This window comes from Lichenibacterium ramalinae (genome assembly GCF_004137085.1).
Classification (GTDB): Bacteria; Pseudomonadota; Alphaproteobacteria; order Rhizobiales; family Beijerinckiaceae; genus Lichenihabitans; species Lichenihabitans ramalinae.
On sequence record NZ_QYBC01000011.1, the window covers coordinates 36,509 to 50,435 of the forward strand.

At 72.0% G+C, this 13,927-nt stretch carries 12 protein-coding genes and 1 pseudogene; 9 read left to right on the top strand and 4 right to left on the bottom strand.

Annotated features, from left to right (window positions below; genetic code table 11):
• Window positions 1–2 precede the first annotated feature (2 nt).
• The 5 genes from D3272_RS13810 to D3272_RS13830 all read left to right on the top strand — a co-directional run bounded on the left by D3272_RS13810 (window position 3) and on the right by D3272_RS13830 (window position 5,489).
• Window positions 3–647, top strand: a complete 645-nt coding sequence (locus tag D3272_RS13810) for a prepilin peptidase (RefSeq protein WP_129219793.1) — start codon at window positions 3–5, stop codon at window positions 645–647.
• A gap of 109 nt (window positions 648–756) precedes the next feature.
• Window positions 757–1,710, top strand: a complete 954-nt coding sequence (locus D3272_RS13815; RefSeq protein WP_129219794.1) for a hypothetical protein — start codon at window positions 757–759, stop codon at window positions 1,708–1,710.
• Window positions 1,711–2,086: 376 nt separating this feature from the next.
• Entirely contained in the window at window positions 2,087–3,241 is a 1,155-nt protein-coding gene (locus tag D3272_RS13820) for a helix-turn-helix domain-containing protein (protein WP_165361348.1), read from the top strand.
• 285 nt (window positions 3,242–3,526) lie between these two features.
• Window positions 3,527–4,534 (top strand): helix-turn-helix transcriptional regulator, encoded by a 1,008-nt coding sequence (locus tag D3272_RS13825; RefSeq protein ID WP_129219796.1) that lies wholly within the window; start codon window positions 3,527–3,529, stop codon window positions 4,532–4,534.
• 304 nt (window positions 4,535–4,838) lie between these two features.
• Window positions 4,839–5,489 carry a helix-turn-helix domain-containing protein gene (locus D3272_RS13830; protein ID WP_165361349.1) on the top strand — a complete coding sequence of 217 codons (651 nt, stop codon included), beginning with the start codon at window positions 4,839–4,841 and terminating at the stop codon, window positions 5,487–5,489.
• Between the two features lie 16 nt (window positions 5,490–5,505).
• Here D3272_RS13830 and D3272_RS13835 read toward each other — a convergent pair whose 3' ends face one another.
• Window positions 5,506–6,399 carry a sugar phosphate isomerase/epimerase family protein gene (locus D3272_RS13835; RefSeq protein WP_129219798.1) on the bottom strand — a complete coding sequence of 298 codons (894 nt, stop codon included), beginning with the start codon at window positions 6,397–6,399 and terminating at the stop codon, window positions 5,506–5,508.
• Window positions 6,400–6,617: 218 nt separating this feature from the next.
• Here D3272_RS13835 and D3272_RS13840 point away from each other — a divergent pair, with 218 nt between their 5' ends.
• Window positions 6,618–7,511 (top strand): amidohydrolase family protein, encoded by an 894-nt coding sequence (locus D3272_RS13840; RefSeq protein ID WP_129219799.1) that lies wholly within the window; start codon window positions 6,618–6,620, stop codon window positions 7,509–7,511.
• On the opposite strand, the gene D3272_RS13845 is transcribed toward D3272_RS13840, so the two are convergent.
• The 3 genes from D3272_RS13845 to D3272_RS13855 are packed head-to-tail and all read right to left on the bottom strand — an operon-like array spanning window position 7,471 to window position 10,383.
• Entirely contained in the window at window positions 7,471–7,803 is a 333-nt protein-coding gene (locus D3272_RS13845) for a lipid-A-disaccharide synthase N-terminal domain-containing protein (RefSeq protein ID WP_245496561.1), read from the bottom strand. The genes D3272_RS13840 and D3272_RS13845 overlap by 41 nt on opposite strands.
• On the bottom strand, window positions 7,793–8,545 hold the full coding sequence (locus D3272_RS13850) for a glycosyltransferase family 2 protein (RefSeq protein ID WP_129219926.1): 753 nt from the start codon (window positions 8,543–8,545) through the stop codon (window positions 7,793–7,795). The genes D3272_RS13845 and D3272_RS13850 overlap by 11 nt, the downstream gene beginning before the upstream one ends.
• 2 nt (window positions 8,546–8,547) lie before the next feature.
• Window positions 8,548–10,383: an ArnT family glycosyltransferase gene (locus tag D3272_RS13855; protein ID WP_245496562.1), complete on the bottom strand. Its 1,836-nt coding sequence runs from the start codon at window positions 10,381–10,383 to the stop codon at window positions 8,548–8,550.
• 205 nt (window positions 10,384–10,588) lie between these two features.
• Here D3272_RS13855 and D3272_RS13860 point away from each other — a divergent pair, with 205 nt between their 5' ends.
• The 3 genes and pseudogenes from D3272_RS13860 (at window position 10,589) to D3272_RS13875 (ending at window position 13,925) form a co-directional block, all read left to right on the top strand.
• The gene (locus tag D3272_RS13860; protein ID WP_129219801.1) at window positions 10,589–11,077 is read left to right on the top strand and encodes a cupin domain-containing protein; all 489 of its coding nucleotides are present in this window, start codon (window positions 10,589–10,591) and stop codon (window positions 11,075–11,077) included.
• A gap of 320 nt (window positions 11,078–11,397) precedes the next feature.
• Window positions 11,398–12,330 (top strand): LysR family transcriptional regulator, encoded by a 933-nt coding sequence (locus tag D3272_RS13870; protein ID WP_129219802.1) that lies wholly within the window; start codon window positions 11,398–11,400, stop codon window positions 12,328–12,330.
• Window positions 12,331–12,493: 163 nt separating this feature from the next.
• Window positions 12,494–13,925 (top strand): annotated as a pseudogene (locus D3272_RS13875) (gamma-aminobutyraldehyde dehydrogenase).
• Window positions 13,926–13,927 lie beyond the last annotated feature (2 nt).

Here is a 13,927-nt window from a genome sequence, read left to right on the forward strand (position 1 = left end):
CCGTGAGGGGTGCCGCGCGGCGGATGCGGCGGGATGCCGGCAAGACGCTGGGGCGGACGCGCGCCTATCTCGCCGCGGCGCTGCTGGCGCGGGCGGCGGCCCGAGACCAGGTGGTCGTGGCCTGGGGCGTCGTGGCGGCGCTGCCGGGGACGATGCTGGCTGCTCCGGAGGCGCCGGCCGCGGCACCGCTCCCGGCGCTTCTCGCCGGCGTCCTCGTCGTGGCGTCGGCCGCGGTCTGCGCCATCGACTCACGCTGGGGCCTCATCCCCGACCCCCTCACCGGGCTCATCCTCGTGTCGGGTCTCGCCCGAGCGCTGCTGATCGGCGGCCCGGGCGCGCTCTGGCCGGCCCTGGCCGGCACCGCGGCGATCTATGGCGCGGGTCGGGCCCTGGGCCGCCTCCACCTCGTCTGGCGGGGCTTCGAGGGGTTCGGCGACGGCGACGTCAAGCTGGTCGCCGCGGCAGTGCCCTGGCTGGGCGTCGCGGGCCTGCCGGCCATGCTGACCGTGGCGGTCGGATCGGCCCTCGTCAGCATCGCCCTGCTGCGGCTCGAGGGCCCCGTCGGCCGGCACGACGCCGTCGCCTTCGGGCCGCACCTGTGTCTCGGCCTGGCCTGGATGGCCGTGCTGGCACCCTGGCCGGCATGAGGGCAGGGGCGCGCCCCGGCGATGCAGGGTGGAAAACGATGCATCGACGCAGGTGAAACTAAACCTTTGGGCTGCAGGGTCGGTCCGTGGCAGCGGGCTCGGGACACGCATGACGACGGGATGCATCATCCAGACCGGGGACGGGCGCCTGGCCCGACGCTCGAGGCGCCTGGGCCGTGCCGGAGCGGCGGCCCTCGTCGTGCTGTCGGCGGCATCGGCCCTGTCGGCACCGCCCCTGCGGGCGGCCGAGGCCGGACGCCGCCGCGGCGAGACGCCGGTCCACGTCCTGCGCGAGCCGGAAGGCTTCCGCCCGACCTTCGGCGCCGAGGTGGCGATGCTGGCGCCCGATCGGGGCGCCGAGGTGGCGATGCTGGCGCCCGATAGGGGCGCCGAGGTGGCGGCTCGGGCGCCCGCGGCGGTGGCGCAACCGCCGGTCGTCCCGGCCCTGGCCCTGCCGGGGTCCTGGCCCGCCATCGAGGTCCGCACCCTCCTCGTCGGCCTGCATCTCCTCGGCCTGTCCTTCGGCCTCGGCGGCGCCACCATGCTGGACTTCTGGGTCCTGCGCTGGATGAGATGGGGATACCTGCCCGACAACGTTGTGCGGACCTTCGCGTTCGTCGGCAAGGTCGTGTCGGCCGGGCTCGCCCTGCTCTGGCTGTCGGGCCTGGGCTTCCTGGTCCTGTATGCGCTGTACGACCCCGCCAAGCTCGGCAATCCGAAGATCCTGGCCAAGCTGGCCATCGTCGCCGCCCTGACGGTCAACGGCGTGGTCGTCCACCGGCTCGTCCTGCCCTACGTGGCGCGAGCCTGCGGCCTGCCGCTGTTCGACGGTTTCCACCGCCGCCGCCGCATGCTGTACGTCCTGTCGGGCGCCCTGTCGGGCGTTTCGTGGTATTCGGCCTTCGCGCTCGGCCTGCTGCACGAGTTCAACGGACGCGTGGCGGCCTCGGCGCTCCTCGCCCTCTGGCTGACGCTCGTGCTGGGATCAATGGTCGCGCTCGACCTGTTGCTGTCGAGGGTCCCGGCGACCGGCTCGACACGCGTGGCGGAAGCCGCGAGCTGATCGCCGCGGCGCGTCCCGATGCTGAGAAGACGGGGGGCCGCGACGTACAGGACGGCGTTGACCGCGCGATGCTTATCACAATCACGCAGAATACGATCACTGTTCGCAATTTTGATAGAACAGCCTACACTGCTGAACCCTCGTGTTGACCTAGTGTCGTAACGGTGCAATCCTGTTGCTTACAACCTGACGAAATGCCGGAGGTCGACGGCACCTTAAGGTTGCAGCGGCAGTATAGATCGTCGTGAAGTTGCATTCCGGAACGTCAACGAGCCCACGGCCTCCCCGGTCTTCTGGCAACATGACACCGGAGTCCAAACCGACATTGACAGTGCCGCGATCACGGGCGCGTGGGGCGCCACGACGGACAGCTGCAATGACCTTCATGGATTGGGAAGAGGCTTGGAGAAAGTCGCGGCGGGTTCTGCCTGAGGACGCGCCGGAGCGGGGCGTCGAACCGTTCATTGTCCGTCCGGGGCCGACGACCTGCGGGCCGGGTCAACTCTCCGACCCGGCGCCGCAGGATCACCTGCGCCGTTCGGACGAACTCCTGAACCTCGTCGAGAGCCATGGGCTGACAGGGGCCTGGGCCTGGATCTTCGACACCGACGAGCACGTGTGGTCGCCAGGATGCTTCAACCTCCTCGGCATCGACCCGCGGGGGACCCGCCCGAGCTACGCCCTCCTGCTCGACCGCGTCCATCCCGACGACCGCGCCGGGCTGGCCCGGCCCACGGACCTCGTGCGCGGCGACGCGCCGGCGACGCAGACGTTCCGCATCATCCGGCCGGACGGCACGCTGCGGATCCTGTGCGGCCGCAACGACATCAAGTTGGGACCCGACGGCGCCCCGCGATCGGCCCTCGGCACCCTTCTCGACGTGACCGAGCGGGAACGCGACATCAAGGCCCATGTGTCGCTCCGCCGACAAACGCGCGACCTGAGCCGCAAGGCGCGCCTCCTGTGGTTCGCCATGCGCCACGACCGGACCTTCGACTTCGAGGCCGATGCGGCCGACGTGCTCGGCTGTCCCCCGGCGAGCCTCGGCAGCGACCCCTTCGCCTGCGCGGGACGGGAAGCGCGTGAGGGGCTCTACCGGTCCATCGCCGATCACCAGGCATCGGGGACCGAGATGCAGCGCGACATCGTGCTCCACCCCCTCGGCGGAGCGCCCCGACCGTGCCGGATCGTCATGATCCCGAACCGCGACCCGGGCGCGGTGGCGACCTGGACGGGCCTCCTGCAGGTGATGGACGGGGTGGAACCGGCCTGTCCCGAAAGCGAGGGCGAAGGCCACCCCGCCGCCATGCGCGGCTTCCACCTCCGGGCGGGGCGCGCGCTGCTCGACTGGTCGATGCACGACCTCGCCGCTGCCAGCGGCCTGTCCCTGTCGACCGTCCGGCGGATCGAGGTCGACGACGACGCGCAGCCGGCCCGCTCCCGCCCCCGGGCCCTGTCGGCCCTGCGGCGGGCCGGCATCCGCTTCATGCCCCTGCGCGACGGCACGGTCGCGGTGTCGCGCAGCGGCTGACCCGTCGCGCCGGCCCGGCGGGCCGGCATCGAAGCCCAATCGGCCGTCTCCGACACGCATTCGGCGACCCCGGCGCCCGTCGGGCCGATGTCGGAGCGGAGCCGCGACGCGCACCTGAACACAGGCGCGCGTCGCGAGGTCGGCGCGTGTCGGCAGCGGCGTGATGCAGGCCGAGCCGATAAGACTGCTCTCGACCCGGATCCGCAGCGTCTTCGCCGAAGGCGAAAGCGCTCCAGACCAGTCCCGGCACATCGACGCGGGCCATGATTCTGTTATCGTGGCTCCATGCCGAACCAGACGACAGCAACGGTCGCGTCGTGGCGTCCCCAGACCTTCTTCTCCCACCGGATCGAGACCGCGGGGCAGATCGAACGACTGAACGCGGAGGGCGGCATCGCGGTGCGCTTCAGGCCGCTCGGGCGCGCGGGGGCCGCCTTCACCTTCGTCGGCGGGCAAAGTGCAGCACTCAGCCTGTGGCGGACGGCGTCGCGCAGCGGCTTCGTGACGATCCCGCAGATCGATGTCGACGTCGTCACGATCCGCTTCGTCACGCGCGGCGTCATGCTGCGGCACGACCACCGCCGCGAGCATGTCGGGCGTCCGGGCTGGGCCATGATGGTGATGTTCGACGCGATGCGCGACGAAGAAGCCTCGGGAGGCTTCGAAGCCCTGAGCGGCACCATTACCCGTCAGGCGCTCGTGGCGGGCCACATGGCGTTCGAGGGCGAGGCCGCTTCCGCGGCGCTGCCGGACTTCGAACCCATCGTGGAGATGAAGGGCCTGCCGCTGCAGGCCCTGATGCTGACCATGGACCGGGTGCACGGGCAGTTGCGGGCCGGCGTCTCCGACTCCGACCTGCTGTTCCCGCTGCTCGAAGAGATCATGGTCTACCAGTTGCTCTCGGCCTGGCCGCGCCGGTCGCCCGCCGCCCTGCGCCGCCGGTCCGCGTCGGACGCGGCCCCCCTGCGGCGCGCCCAGGACTATATCGACGGCCACATCGCCCAGAAGCTGCTGCTGTCCGACGTCGCGGGCGCCGCCGGGGTCGGGGTGCGCCGCCTGCAGCTGATCTTTCGCGGCGAGACCGGCAAGACCCCGCTCCAGTTCATCCTGGAGCGGCGGCTCGACCGCGTCCACGCGGACCTGCGCACGTCCAGCGGCGGCGGCGCCTCCGTCGGCACGGTGGCGGCACGCTGGGGTTTCACCCACATGGGCGACTTCGGCCGGCGCTACCGCGCGCGCTTCGGCGAAGCGCCCAGCCTGACGCGGCGAAGCCCCCCCTCCGCTCGCGGCTGACGGGGCCGCCCGGCCTTCACGGCCGGCGACTGCGGGCGGCCGCATCGGCGACGCGCCGCAGCGCCGCCGTCAGCACCCCGGCGGTCGACACGGCAGGGGACCTACCCCTCGGATGCAACCTCACCGAGAACGTATGAGTTGACGCCGGATTGGATCTGCAGCAGTTTGATGAAACGTTTTCGCAGTCCGAAGCCCGGCGACATCCAAGGGGGGAGACATGGACGATCGCGCGCCCCAGGCCGCCGCGGGTGGGGCCAAGCTCGCCGCTCGCGTCACAATCCAGGATGTCGCGAGAGCGGCATCGGTGAGCGTCGCGACCGCATCGCAGGCCCTGGGCGGCACCGTCACCCGTCAGGCGCTCGTGGCGGGCCACGTGGCGCTCGAAGGGGAGGCGCCTTCCGCGGCGCTGCCGGACTTCGACCCCGTCCTGGCGACGAAGAGCCTGCCGCTGCGGGCCCTGATGTCGACCATGGAGCGGGTCCACGGGCAGTTGCGGGCCGGCGCTTCCGACTCCGACCTGCTGGTCTCGCTGCTCGAAGACGTCATGGTCGACCAGTCGCTCCCGGCCTGGCCGCGCCGGTCGCCCGCCGCCCTGCGGCCCCGGCCCGCGTCGGGCGTGGACGCGCTGCGGCGCGCCCAGGACTATATCGACGGCCACATCGCCCAGAAGCTGCTGCTGTCGGACATCGCGAGCGCCGCCGGGGTCGGGGTGCGCCGCCTGCAGCTGATCTTTCGCGGCGAGACCGGCAAGACCCCGCTCCAGTTCATCCTGGAGCGGCGGCTCGACCGCGTCCACGCGGACCTGCGCACGTCCAGCGGCGGCGGCGGCTCCGTCGGCACGGTCGCGGCACGCTGGGGTTTCAACCACATGGGCGACTTCGGCCGGCGCTACCGCGCGCGCTTCGGCGAGGCGCCCAGCCTGACGCGGCGAAGCCTCCCCTCCGCTCGGCGCTGACGGGGCCGCCCGGCCTTCACGGCAGGCGGCTGCGGGCGGCCTGTTTCTGCGCCTCCTTGGCGGCTTTGAGCTGCGCCCGCGTGTACATGAGGGCGTGGCTGGCGAGGTCCTGGCCGTCCTCCCACAGGTTGCGCCAGATGCCGAGGATGCCTTCGAGCGGCTGGCCGACGACGCGCGACGAGAAGGACTCGAAGGTGATCGGCCCGGCATAGCCCGACTTGACCAGCGCCCGGAAGACGCCGGCGAGGTCGATCGAGCCCGAGCCCATGTAGCCGCGGTGCGAGTCGCCGGTGTGGAAGTAGCCGAGGTGAGGGCCGGTCTCGAGGATCGCCTGCTGGATGTCGGATTCCTCGATGTTCATGTGGTAGACGTCGAGGTGGACCTTGACGTTCGGCGCCCCGATGCGCCTGCACATCTCGACGCCCTGGCTCGCCGTGTTGAGCACGTTGGTCTCGTAGCGGTTCACCACTTCGAGCCCCAGCGTGATGCCGCTCCTGGCCGCCGTCTCGGCGACGCGCTGCAGCACCCCGACGGCGTTCTTCACCCCGTCGGACGTGGTCGGCACGGCGTATTTCTGGAAGGCCGAGAACAGGATCCCGGCCACATGCGTGGCGCCGATGTCGCGCGCCATGGCGACGGCCCGGCCGAGCGTCGCCTCGCCGGCCCGGATCTTGTCGGGGTCGGTGCTGGAGATGTCGGCGGCCGCATCGAGGCCGAACGAGAAGGTGGCGCCGATGCCGGCCTTGTCGAGTTCCGCGCGGGTGTGGGCCGTGTCGACCGCCGCCGGGTCCATGATCGAGATCTCGATCAGGTCGAACCCGAGTTCCGCCGTCTTGCCGATGGCCCGCGCGGCTTCCTCGCGGCTCCAGCCCTTCTCCCAGACGAAAGCGTGTACGCCGAGCTTGTTCATGGTCTCCCCCCTGCCCCCGTGCGGCCCTGGTTGGTCCGGGCCGGCGTGGCGCCGCGTCGACGGGCTTGCCGGGCCCGCCGCGGGCGATCGCCCGACAGTGTGGCGCGCGACGCGCCGGGTGTCGACCGCGACACCCCCTTGTCGGGCGGGACGGCCACGTCCGATGATGGCGCGGGAGGCGGCGCGCGCGCCGCCCGGACGCGGGAGCCCGGACGGCGATGATCGACAGCCACCAACATTTCTGGTCCGTCGCGCGGGGCGACTACGCCTGGATGGGCCCGCACGTGGCTGGATTGCAACGGGACTTCCTCCCCGCCGACCTAGCGCCGCATCTCGACGCGGCGGGCATCTCCCGGACGATCCTGGTGCAGGCGGCCGAGACCGATGCCGAGACGGATTTCCTGCTGGATCTCGCCGAAGCCACGCCGTTCGTGGCGGGCGTCGTCGGCTGGATCGACCTCGACGGCGCCGATTTCCCGCGGCGTTTCGCGGCGCTGCGGCGCGCCCCGAAGCTGGTCGGCCTGCGTCCCATGCTGCAGGACTGCCCCGACGACGCCTTCATCCTCCGACCGCGCGTCCTCGACAACCTCGCGGCCGTGGCCGAGAGCGGCCTCGCCTTCGACATCCTGTGCTTCACGCGCCACCTGCCCCACGTCCGCGAGGCGCTGTCGCGCACCCCCGGCCTGCGGGCCGTCCTCGACCATTGCGCCAAGCCCGAGATCGCGGCGGGACGCCTGGATCCCTGGCGCGACGAGGTCGCCGCGCTCGCCGCCATCCCGGGCGTCCGCTGCAAGGTGTCCGGCCTCGTCACCGAGGCGACGCCGGACGGCTGGACGCAGGCGGATCTGCGGCCCGTCGTCGAACACGTGCTCGCCTGCTTCGGCCCCGGGCGGCTCATGTTCGGCAGCGACTGGCCGGTCTGCACGCTAGCGGCGAGCTACGGCGAAGTCTTCGATGCCGCCCGCATGCTGCTGGCCCCCCACCTCGGCCCCGCCGACATGGCGCGGGTCTTCGGCGGCAATGCCGAGGCCTTCTACCTCGGCGGCGCGGCTGCGGCGCGTGGCGTGCCGGTCAGCCGCCCTGTCGGGCGATCCGCCGGTTCTTGGCGATGAGCACGAGGTTGCGCACGTAGATGAGGTTCGACAGCACCTGCCCCAGGATGATGATGGCGTCGTGGCGCACCAGGCCGTAGACCAGCGTCATGCCGCCGCCGAGGATCGACAGGATCCAGAACGACACCGGGATGACGCTGCGTCCGGCCCGCTCGCTCTCGATCCACTGCACCAGGAAGCGGCCCGCGAACATCATCTGGGCCACGATGCCGAAGCCGACCCAGAGGTCGAACCGGCCGATGAATACGTCGTAGAGGTAGACGCCGACGTCGTGCGGGAGACTAAAGGACACGTGTTTCGAGCTCCTCGACCCTCGGCAGGCGCCGGCGCCGCATGAGAAGCCAGCCGACGCCCAGGAGATCGACGATCCCGGCGGCGAGCCGGTCAAAGAAGCCATATTTCGACGTGCCGCTGAGGCGCGGGCGGTCCACCACGTCGACGTGGGCGATGACGTAGCCGTCGCGGCGCACCAGGGCGGGCAGGAACCGGTGGAGCGCGTCGAAGAACGGCAGGTTCATGTAGACGTCGCGGCGGATGCAGGTGAAGCCGCAGCCCGTGTCGCGCGTGCCGTCGCGCAGGATGGCGCGCCGGATGGCGTTGGCGGTGCGCGATTGCAGCCGCTTGAAGGGCGTGTCCTTGCGGCCGAGCCTCTGCCCGTGCACGAGGCCGCAGGCGGGACCGACCTCGGCCATGCGGGCGAGGAAGCTCGGGATGAAGGCCGGGTCGTTCTGTCCGTCGCCGTCGAGGGTGACCAGCAGGGGTGCCCGCGCCCGGGTCGCCGCGGTCTTGATGGCGGCGGACTTGCCGCAGGACGTCTCGTGGCGGAGGCGGCGCAGCCAGGGGTGGCGGCCCGCCAGGGCCTCCACCTCGCGGGCGGTGCCGTCGGTCGAGCCGTCGTCGACGACGATGACCTCGAAGGCGTGGCCCGCCAGCGCGCGGTCGATCTCCGCCATCAGGGGCGTGAGATTGCCGGCCTCGTTGAAGACCGGGATCACGAGCGTCACGGCGAGGGGGGCGGGTTCCGGTTGCGGCATGGTCATGAGCGGATGAAGACCCCGATGTCGAGCGGCGCGCCGCCGTTGATGGCGATGCCGCCGACGCGCGTGACTTCCCGGACCGGCGGGTCCTGGCCGAGCGCGGCCCGGAAGGCCGCCTCCTCGCGCCGCTCCACGAAGGCGACCCGGCATCCACCCTCCCGGACGAACCGGGCGGCGCCGTCGGCATCCGTCATCAGCAGCCTGCCGTTGGTGGCGAACATGAGGCTCGGCTCGCGGTCGCCCACGGTGGCGTAGAGCGGGTCGGCACAGGCGGGGCCGAGCGCGGCCCGCGCGGCCCCGGCGAGCCGGGGCGAAACGTCGAGCGCCGCCGAAACGCCGGGCGTGAGGAGAAAGCCGTAGACGAGGCCGTAGACCGGCACGGCCGCCAGCACGGCGGCCAAGCCCGCCTCGCGCAGGTCGCCGCGGGCGAAGCAGGCCCGCGCCGCCCAGGCCAGGGCCAGCGCCGCCAGCACGGCGAGGGCGGCGAGGCCGAGGGCGGGGCCGCCGAGCGCCCACAGGCGGCCCTGGCCGCCCGCCACCAGGACGAGAATGACGGCCGGCACCAGCGCCAGCAGCCCGAACAGCGCCCATCCGGCCAGCGATGCCGGGGCGCGGGACTGCCGCGCCATAGGACCGAGCGCGCGGGACTGCCGCGCCATAGGATCGAGCGCGCGGGACTGCCGCGCCTTGGCGTCGGGGGCGCCGAACTGACGCGCCATGCCGTCGAGGGCCCAGGCCACCAGGATGGCGAGGCCCGGGAAGACCGGCAGGGCATAGTGGACGAGCTTGGTGTGGAAGATCTCGAACACCAGCCAGGTCGGCACGATCCAGGCGGCGAGGAAGCGCACGGCCGGCTCGCGCCGATGCCGCCAGGCCGAGGGCGCCGCCAGGGCGACGAAGGGCGCCAACGGCCAGCCGGTGAGCCAGAACGTCAGGAAATAGAAACCCGGCGGGGCGCCGTGACCCTCCTGCCCGCCCGCCACCTTGCCGAGCAGGTCATGGCCCACGGCGTCGGCCAGGAAGGCGCCCCTGGTCTGGACCAGGATGAGGACGAACCAGGGCAGCACCATCAGGAGGCACAGGGCCGCGCCGGGGAGCGGCCTCAACGCCAGCAGCCACCGGCCCGAGCGCTCCCCGATCGACAGGGCCAGGGCCGATAGGCCGACCACCAGCGGCGTGATCGGCCCCTTGATGAGCAGGCCGACGCCGATGGCGCCCCAGAACACCACGGCCGTGCCGAGGGGGCCCGGGCCGTGCCGGTTGCGGGCCGGTTCGGCGCGGGCCGGTTCGGTGCCGGCCAGTTGGGTGCCGGCCAGGTAGGCGCGGGCCAGCGCGCCCATGGCGGCCGCGACCGAGGCGGCCAGAACGGCATCGGTGGTGGCGAGGCGGGCCTCGACCCCGAGCAGCGGCGTCGCGGCCAGGAACAGCCCGGCCAGGACGGCATAGGGGCGCGACACGACGGCGAGGGCGGCCCAGTAGGTCAGCAGGACGGCGCCGACCGCGCCGAGCAGCGAGGGGATGCGGTAGAGCCAGATCTGCCGGCGCGCATCCGGCACGCCGAGGCCCTCGCCCAGGCCGACGGCGGCCGCCTGGAGCCAGTGGATGCCGACCGGCTTCTTGTTGCGGGCCTCGTCGCCGAAGCGGATCGCCACGAAATCGGAGGTTTCCAGCATCTGCTTCGAGGCCTGCGCGAAGCGGGGCTCGTCGCGGTCCATCGGCGGCAGGGTGAAGAAGCCCGGAAGCATCATGACGAGCGTCGCCACGACCAGGACCGGCACGCTCCCGACCCGCGCCACGACGGCATCGACCGAGGCCTGGAATGGTCTTGCTTGCAAGCTTGGGCACCTTTCTGTGACCGGGTCGTCGGCCGAAGCCGCCCGACCCGACCGATCGCCATCGTCCTGCTTCGAGGTGCTGTGGTTTAGGTAAACGGCGCCAGGATGGCAATTCTGGCGTTCCGCGGCGTCGACGCGGCCGCCGATGCCGGGCACGATGCGCCCGCGGCGGCACGCGCGGGCCGCCGCCGCCCAGGAGCCCATCATGAGCCATCACCACCACGACGATGCCGGGCGCTGGAAACACGACGGCATCCGCGTCGTCCGGGGCGACCAGCTCGACCCCGCCGCGGCGCAGACGCCCGGCATGTTCCGCCAGGTCGCGATCGACCACGCCCGCGTCGGCGCCCAGAAGCTCTGGGCCGGCACGGTGGCGATCGCCCCCGACGCCAAGACGGGCGTGCACCACCACGGCGCGCTGGAAAGCATCATCTTCGTCATCCGGGGCCGGGCCCGCATGCGCTGGGGCGAGCGGCTCGAATACGTGGCCGAGGCAGGGCCGGGCGACTTCATCTTCGTGCCGCCCTACGTGCCCCACCAGGAGATCAACGCCGACCCGGACGGGACGCTCGAATGCGTGCTGGTGCGGTCCGACAACGAGGCCGTGGTGGTCAACATCACCGACGTCGACCCCGTCGAGGCGCCCGAGGCCGTGTACTGGGTCGACCCCATCCACAGGCATCCCGCGGGCTGAAGGTTCGTCGGCCGAGGCGCTTTGTCCCGAAAACGGCGAGAACCCAAGGCACGGTCGCGGCGGCCATCCAGGCACCGCGCTCCAGGCGACGCTGGCCGAGGTCCACCCGGGCGCCATGGCCACCGGCGCGAACCTGTTCTCGCACCAGGAGGCCCGCAACCTCCCGCGCTCCGGCGCGCTGCGGCCCGACCGGGCCTGGCTGCAGTTCGACGGCGCGCTGTCCTGCGGCCGGTGCGAAGCCCGGCCCGGCTCCGCACCGGGCCGGACTTGTGACAGGATGGCGCCGGGCGGCGGGCGTGGAGCGAAGTGTGGAACCGGGGATGCGAGGACGGGGCCACCAGGGCGGACCCGAGGTACTGACCTTGCGTCAGTTCCGCTACTTCATCGCCGCGGCCGAGGCCGAATCCGTGTCGCGCGCAGCGCACGAGGTCGGCATCTCGCAATCCGCCATCACGGCCGCCGTGCAGGCCCTGGAGGACGAGACCGGCGCGGTGCTGCTGGTGCGCCATCAGAAGGGCGTGCGCCTCACCCACGAGGGCCACCGCATGCTGCGCCACGCCCGGCAGATCGTGGGTGCCGTGGCGGACGCCCGCCGAGCGGTGGGGACGCGGCACGACGACCTCGCCGGGGAATTGAACCTCGGCGTGACCCGCATGGTGTCGGGCTACTACCTCGCCGATTTCCTGTCGCGGTTCCGCCGCGTCTATCGCCGGGTCGAGATCCGCATCATCGAGGAGGAGCGCGGCTACCTCGAACACCTGCTGGTCAACGGCGAGATCGACGTCGGCCTGCTGCTGATCTCCAACCTCCAGAACCGGCAGGCGCTCGAGACGGAACTCCTGGTCCGCTCGCCGTGGCGGGTCTGGCTGCCGTCGCGCCATCCGCTGCTGTCGGCCTCCATCCTGACCCTGGCCCAGGTGGCCAGCGAGGGCGTCATCATGTTGACCACCGACGAACTCGCCGAGACCACGGCCCGGTGCTGGGGCAATGCCGGGCTCAGCCCCAATGTCGTGATGCGGACCTCGTCGGTCGAGGCCGTCCGCAGCCTCGTCGGGACCGGCCTCGGCCTCGCCACCCTGCCCGACATGGCCTACCGGCCCTGGTCGCTCGAGGGCGACAGGCTGGAGGCGCGCCACATCAGCGATGCCGTGCAGAGCGTGGATGTCGGGCTCGTCTGGCGCCGCGGCGCGCCGCTCAGGCCTGCGGCGCGCCATTTCGTGGAAGTCTGCAGCGATTTCAGCAACGGCCGGTGATGCCGGCCGCCCGTTGCCCGCCGCGCCAGCGCCGAAGGCGGCGTCGTGTCCAAAATCCCGGCAATCCGAAAATCAGAAACCCCAACGCTGAATTTCGGATTTTCCTTTCGATTTTCGGCTTCCTACACTCCCGGTGGACGTGGGGCGCGGGGAGGGCCGGAGCATGATGTCGGATCTGTTGATCGGCAGCGGGTTCGAACCCGGTCGGGGCCCCGCCGAGCCCGTCGTCGATCCGGCCTCGGGCGCTCTCATCCGGGCGCTCCCCGCCGCCGACGAGGGCCAGGTCGATCGCGCCGTCAGGGCCGCCGAGGCCGCCTTCCTGGGTTGGTCGCGCACCACGCCGGGCGAGCGCGCCGGGATGCTGCTCCGCATCGCCGACGCCATCGAGGCGGATGCCCAGGCCTTCGCCGAGCTCGAAAGCCTCAACTGCGGCAAGCCGCTGGCGAGGGTCGTGGCCGACGAGATCCCGGCCATCGTCGACTGCTTCCGCTTCTTCGCCGGAGCGGTGCGCTGCCTGCAGGGGGCGGTGGCGGGCGAATACATGCCGGGCCACACCAGCATGCTGCGCCGCGACCCCCGTGGGAGTGGTCGGCTCCATCGCGCCCTGGAACTACCCGCTCCTGATGTTGGCCTGGAAGGTCGCGCCCGCCATCGCGGCCGGCAACACGATCGTGCTGAAGCCTTCCGAGCAGACGCCCCTCACCGCGCTGAAATTCGCCGCCGTCGCCGCCGCCATCCTGCCGCCCGGCGTCTTCAACCTCGTGACGGGACGCGGCGACACGGTCGGGGCGGCGCTGATCGCCCATCCGGCGGTGCGGATGATCTCGCTCACGGGCGACATCCTCACCGGCCGCAAGGTCCTCGAAGCCGCCCGCAACGGCATCAAGCGCACCCACCTCGAGCTCGGCGGCAAGGCGCCCGTCATCGTCTACGACGACGCCGACCTCGCCGCCGTGGTCGAGGGCCTGCGGACCTTCGGCTATTACAATGCCGGACAGGATTGCACGGCCGCCTGCCGGGTCTATGCGGGCGCCAAGGTCTACGACAGGCTGGTGGCCGACCTCGCCGCCGCCGTCGACACGATCGCCTTCGGCGGGCCGGATCTCGCCGATGCCGAGATGGGCGCTCTCATCAGCGAACGGCAGCGCGGCCGCGTGTCGAGCTTCGTCGAGCGGGCGCGGGCGCAGAGCCACATCGAGGTCGTGGCGGGCGGACGCGCGCCCGAGGGGCCCGGCTTCTTCTATCCCCCCACGGTGGTGGCGGGGGCCCTGCAGGGCGACGAAATCGTGCAGCGCGAAGTCTTCGGGCCGGTGGTGTCGGTCACGCGCTTCGAAGCGCCCGACGAGGCCATCGCCTGGGCCAACGACTCGGACTACGGCCTCGCCTCCTCGGTTTGGACGCGGGACGTCGGCAAGGCCATGGAGACGGCGGCACGCCTCTCCTACGGCTGCACCTGGATCAACACGCATTTCATGCTGGTCAACGAGATGCCGCACGGCGGCTTTCGGTCCTCCGGCTACGGCAAGGACATGTCGCTGCTGGCCATCGAGGACTACACGGTGGCGCGCCACGTCATGATCAAGCACGGGGCCTGACC

What these genes read in the sequence shown, in the direction of transcription:
- D3272_RS13820 (WP_165361348.1), top strand. Translation starts at nt 2,087, where the DNA reads ATGACCTTCATGGATTGGGAAGAGGCTTGGAGAAAGTCGCGGCGGGTT.
- D3272_RS13840 (WP_129219799.1), top strand. Translation starts at nt 6,618, where the DNA reads ATGATCGACAGCCACCAACATTTCTGGTCCGTCGCGCGGGGCGACTAC.
- D3272_RS13860 (WP_129219801.1), top strand. Translation starts at nt 10,589, where the DNA reads ATGAGCCATCACCACCACGACGATGCCGGGCGCTGGAAACACGACGGC.
- D3272_RS13825 (WP_129219796.1), top strand. Translation starts at nt 3,527, where the DNA reads ATGCCGAACCAGACGACAGCAACGGTCGCGTCGTGGCGTCCCCAGACC.
- D3272_RS13815 (WP_129219794.1), top strand. Translation starts at nt 757, where the DNA reads ATGACGACGGGATGCATCATCCAGACCGGGGACGGGCGCCTGGCCCGA.
- D3272_RS13850 (WP_129219926.1), bottom strand. Translation starts at nt 8,545, where the DNA reads ATGCCGCAACCGGAACCCGCCCCCCTCGCCGTGACGCTCGTGATCCCG.
- D3272_RS13835 (WP_129219798.1), bottom strand. Translation starts at nt 6,399, where the DNA reads ATGAACAAGCTCGGCGTACACGCTTTCGTCTGGGAGAAGGGCTGGAGC.
- D3272_RS13870 (WP_129219802.1), top strand. Translation starts at nt 11,398, where the DNA reads ATGCGAGGACGGGGCCACCAGGGCGGACCCGAGGTACTGACCTTGCGT.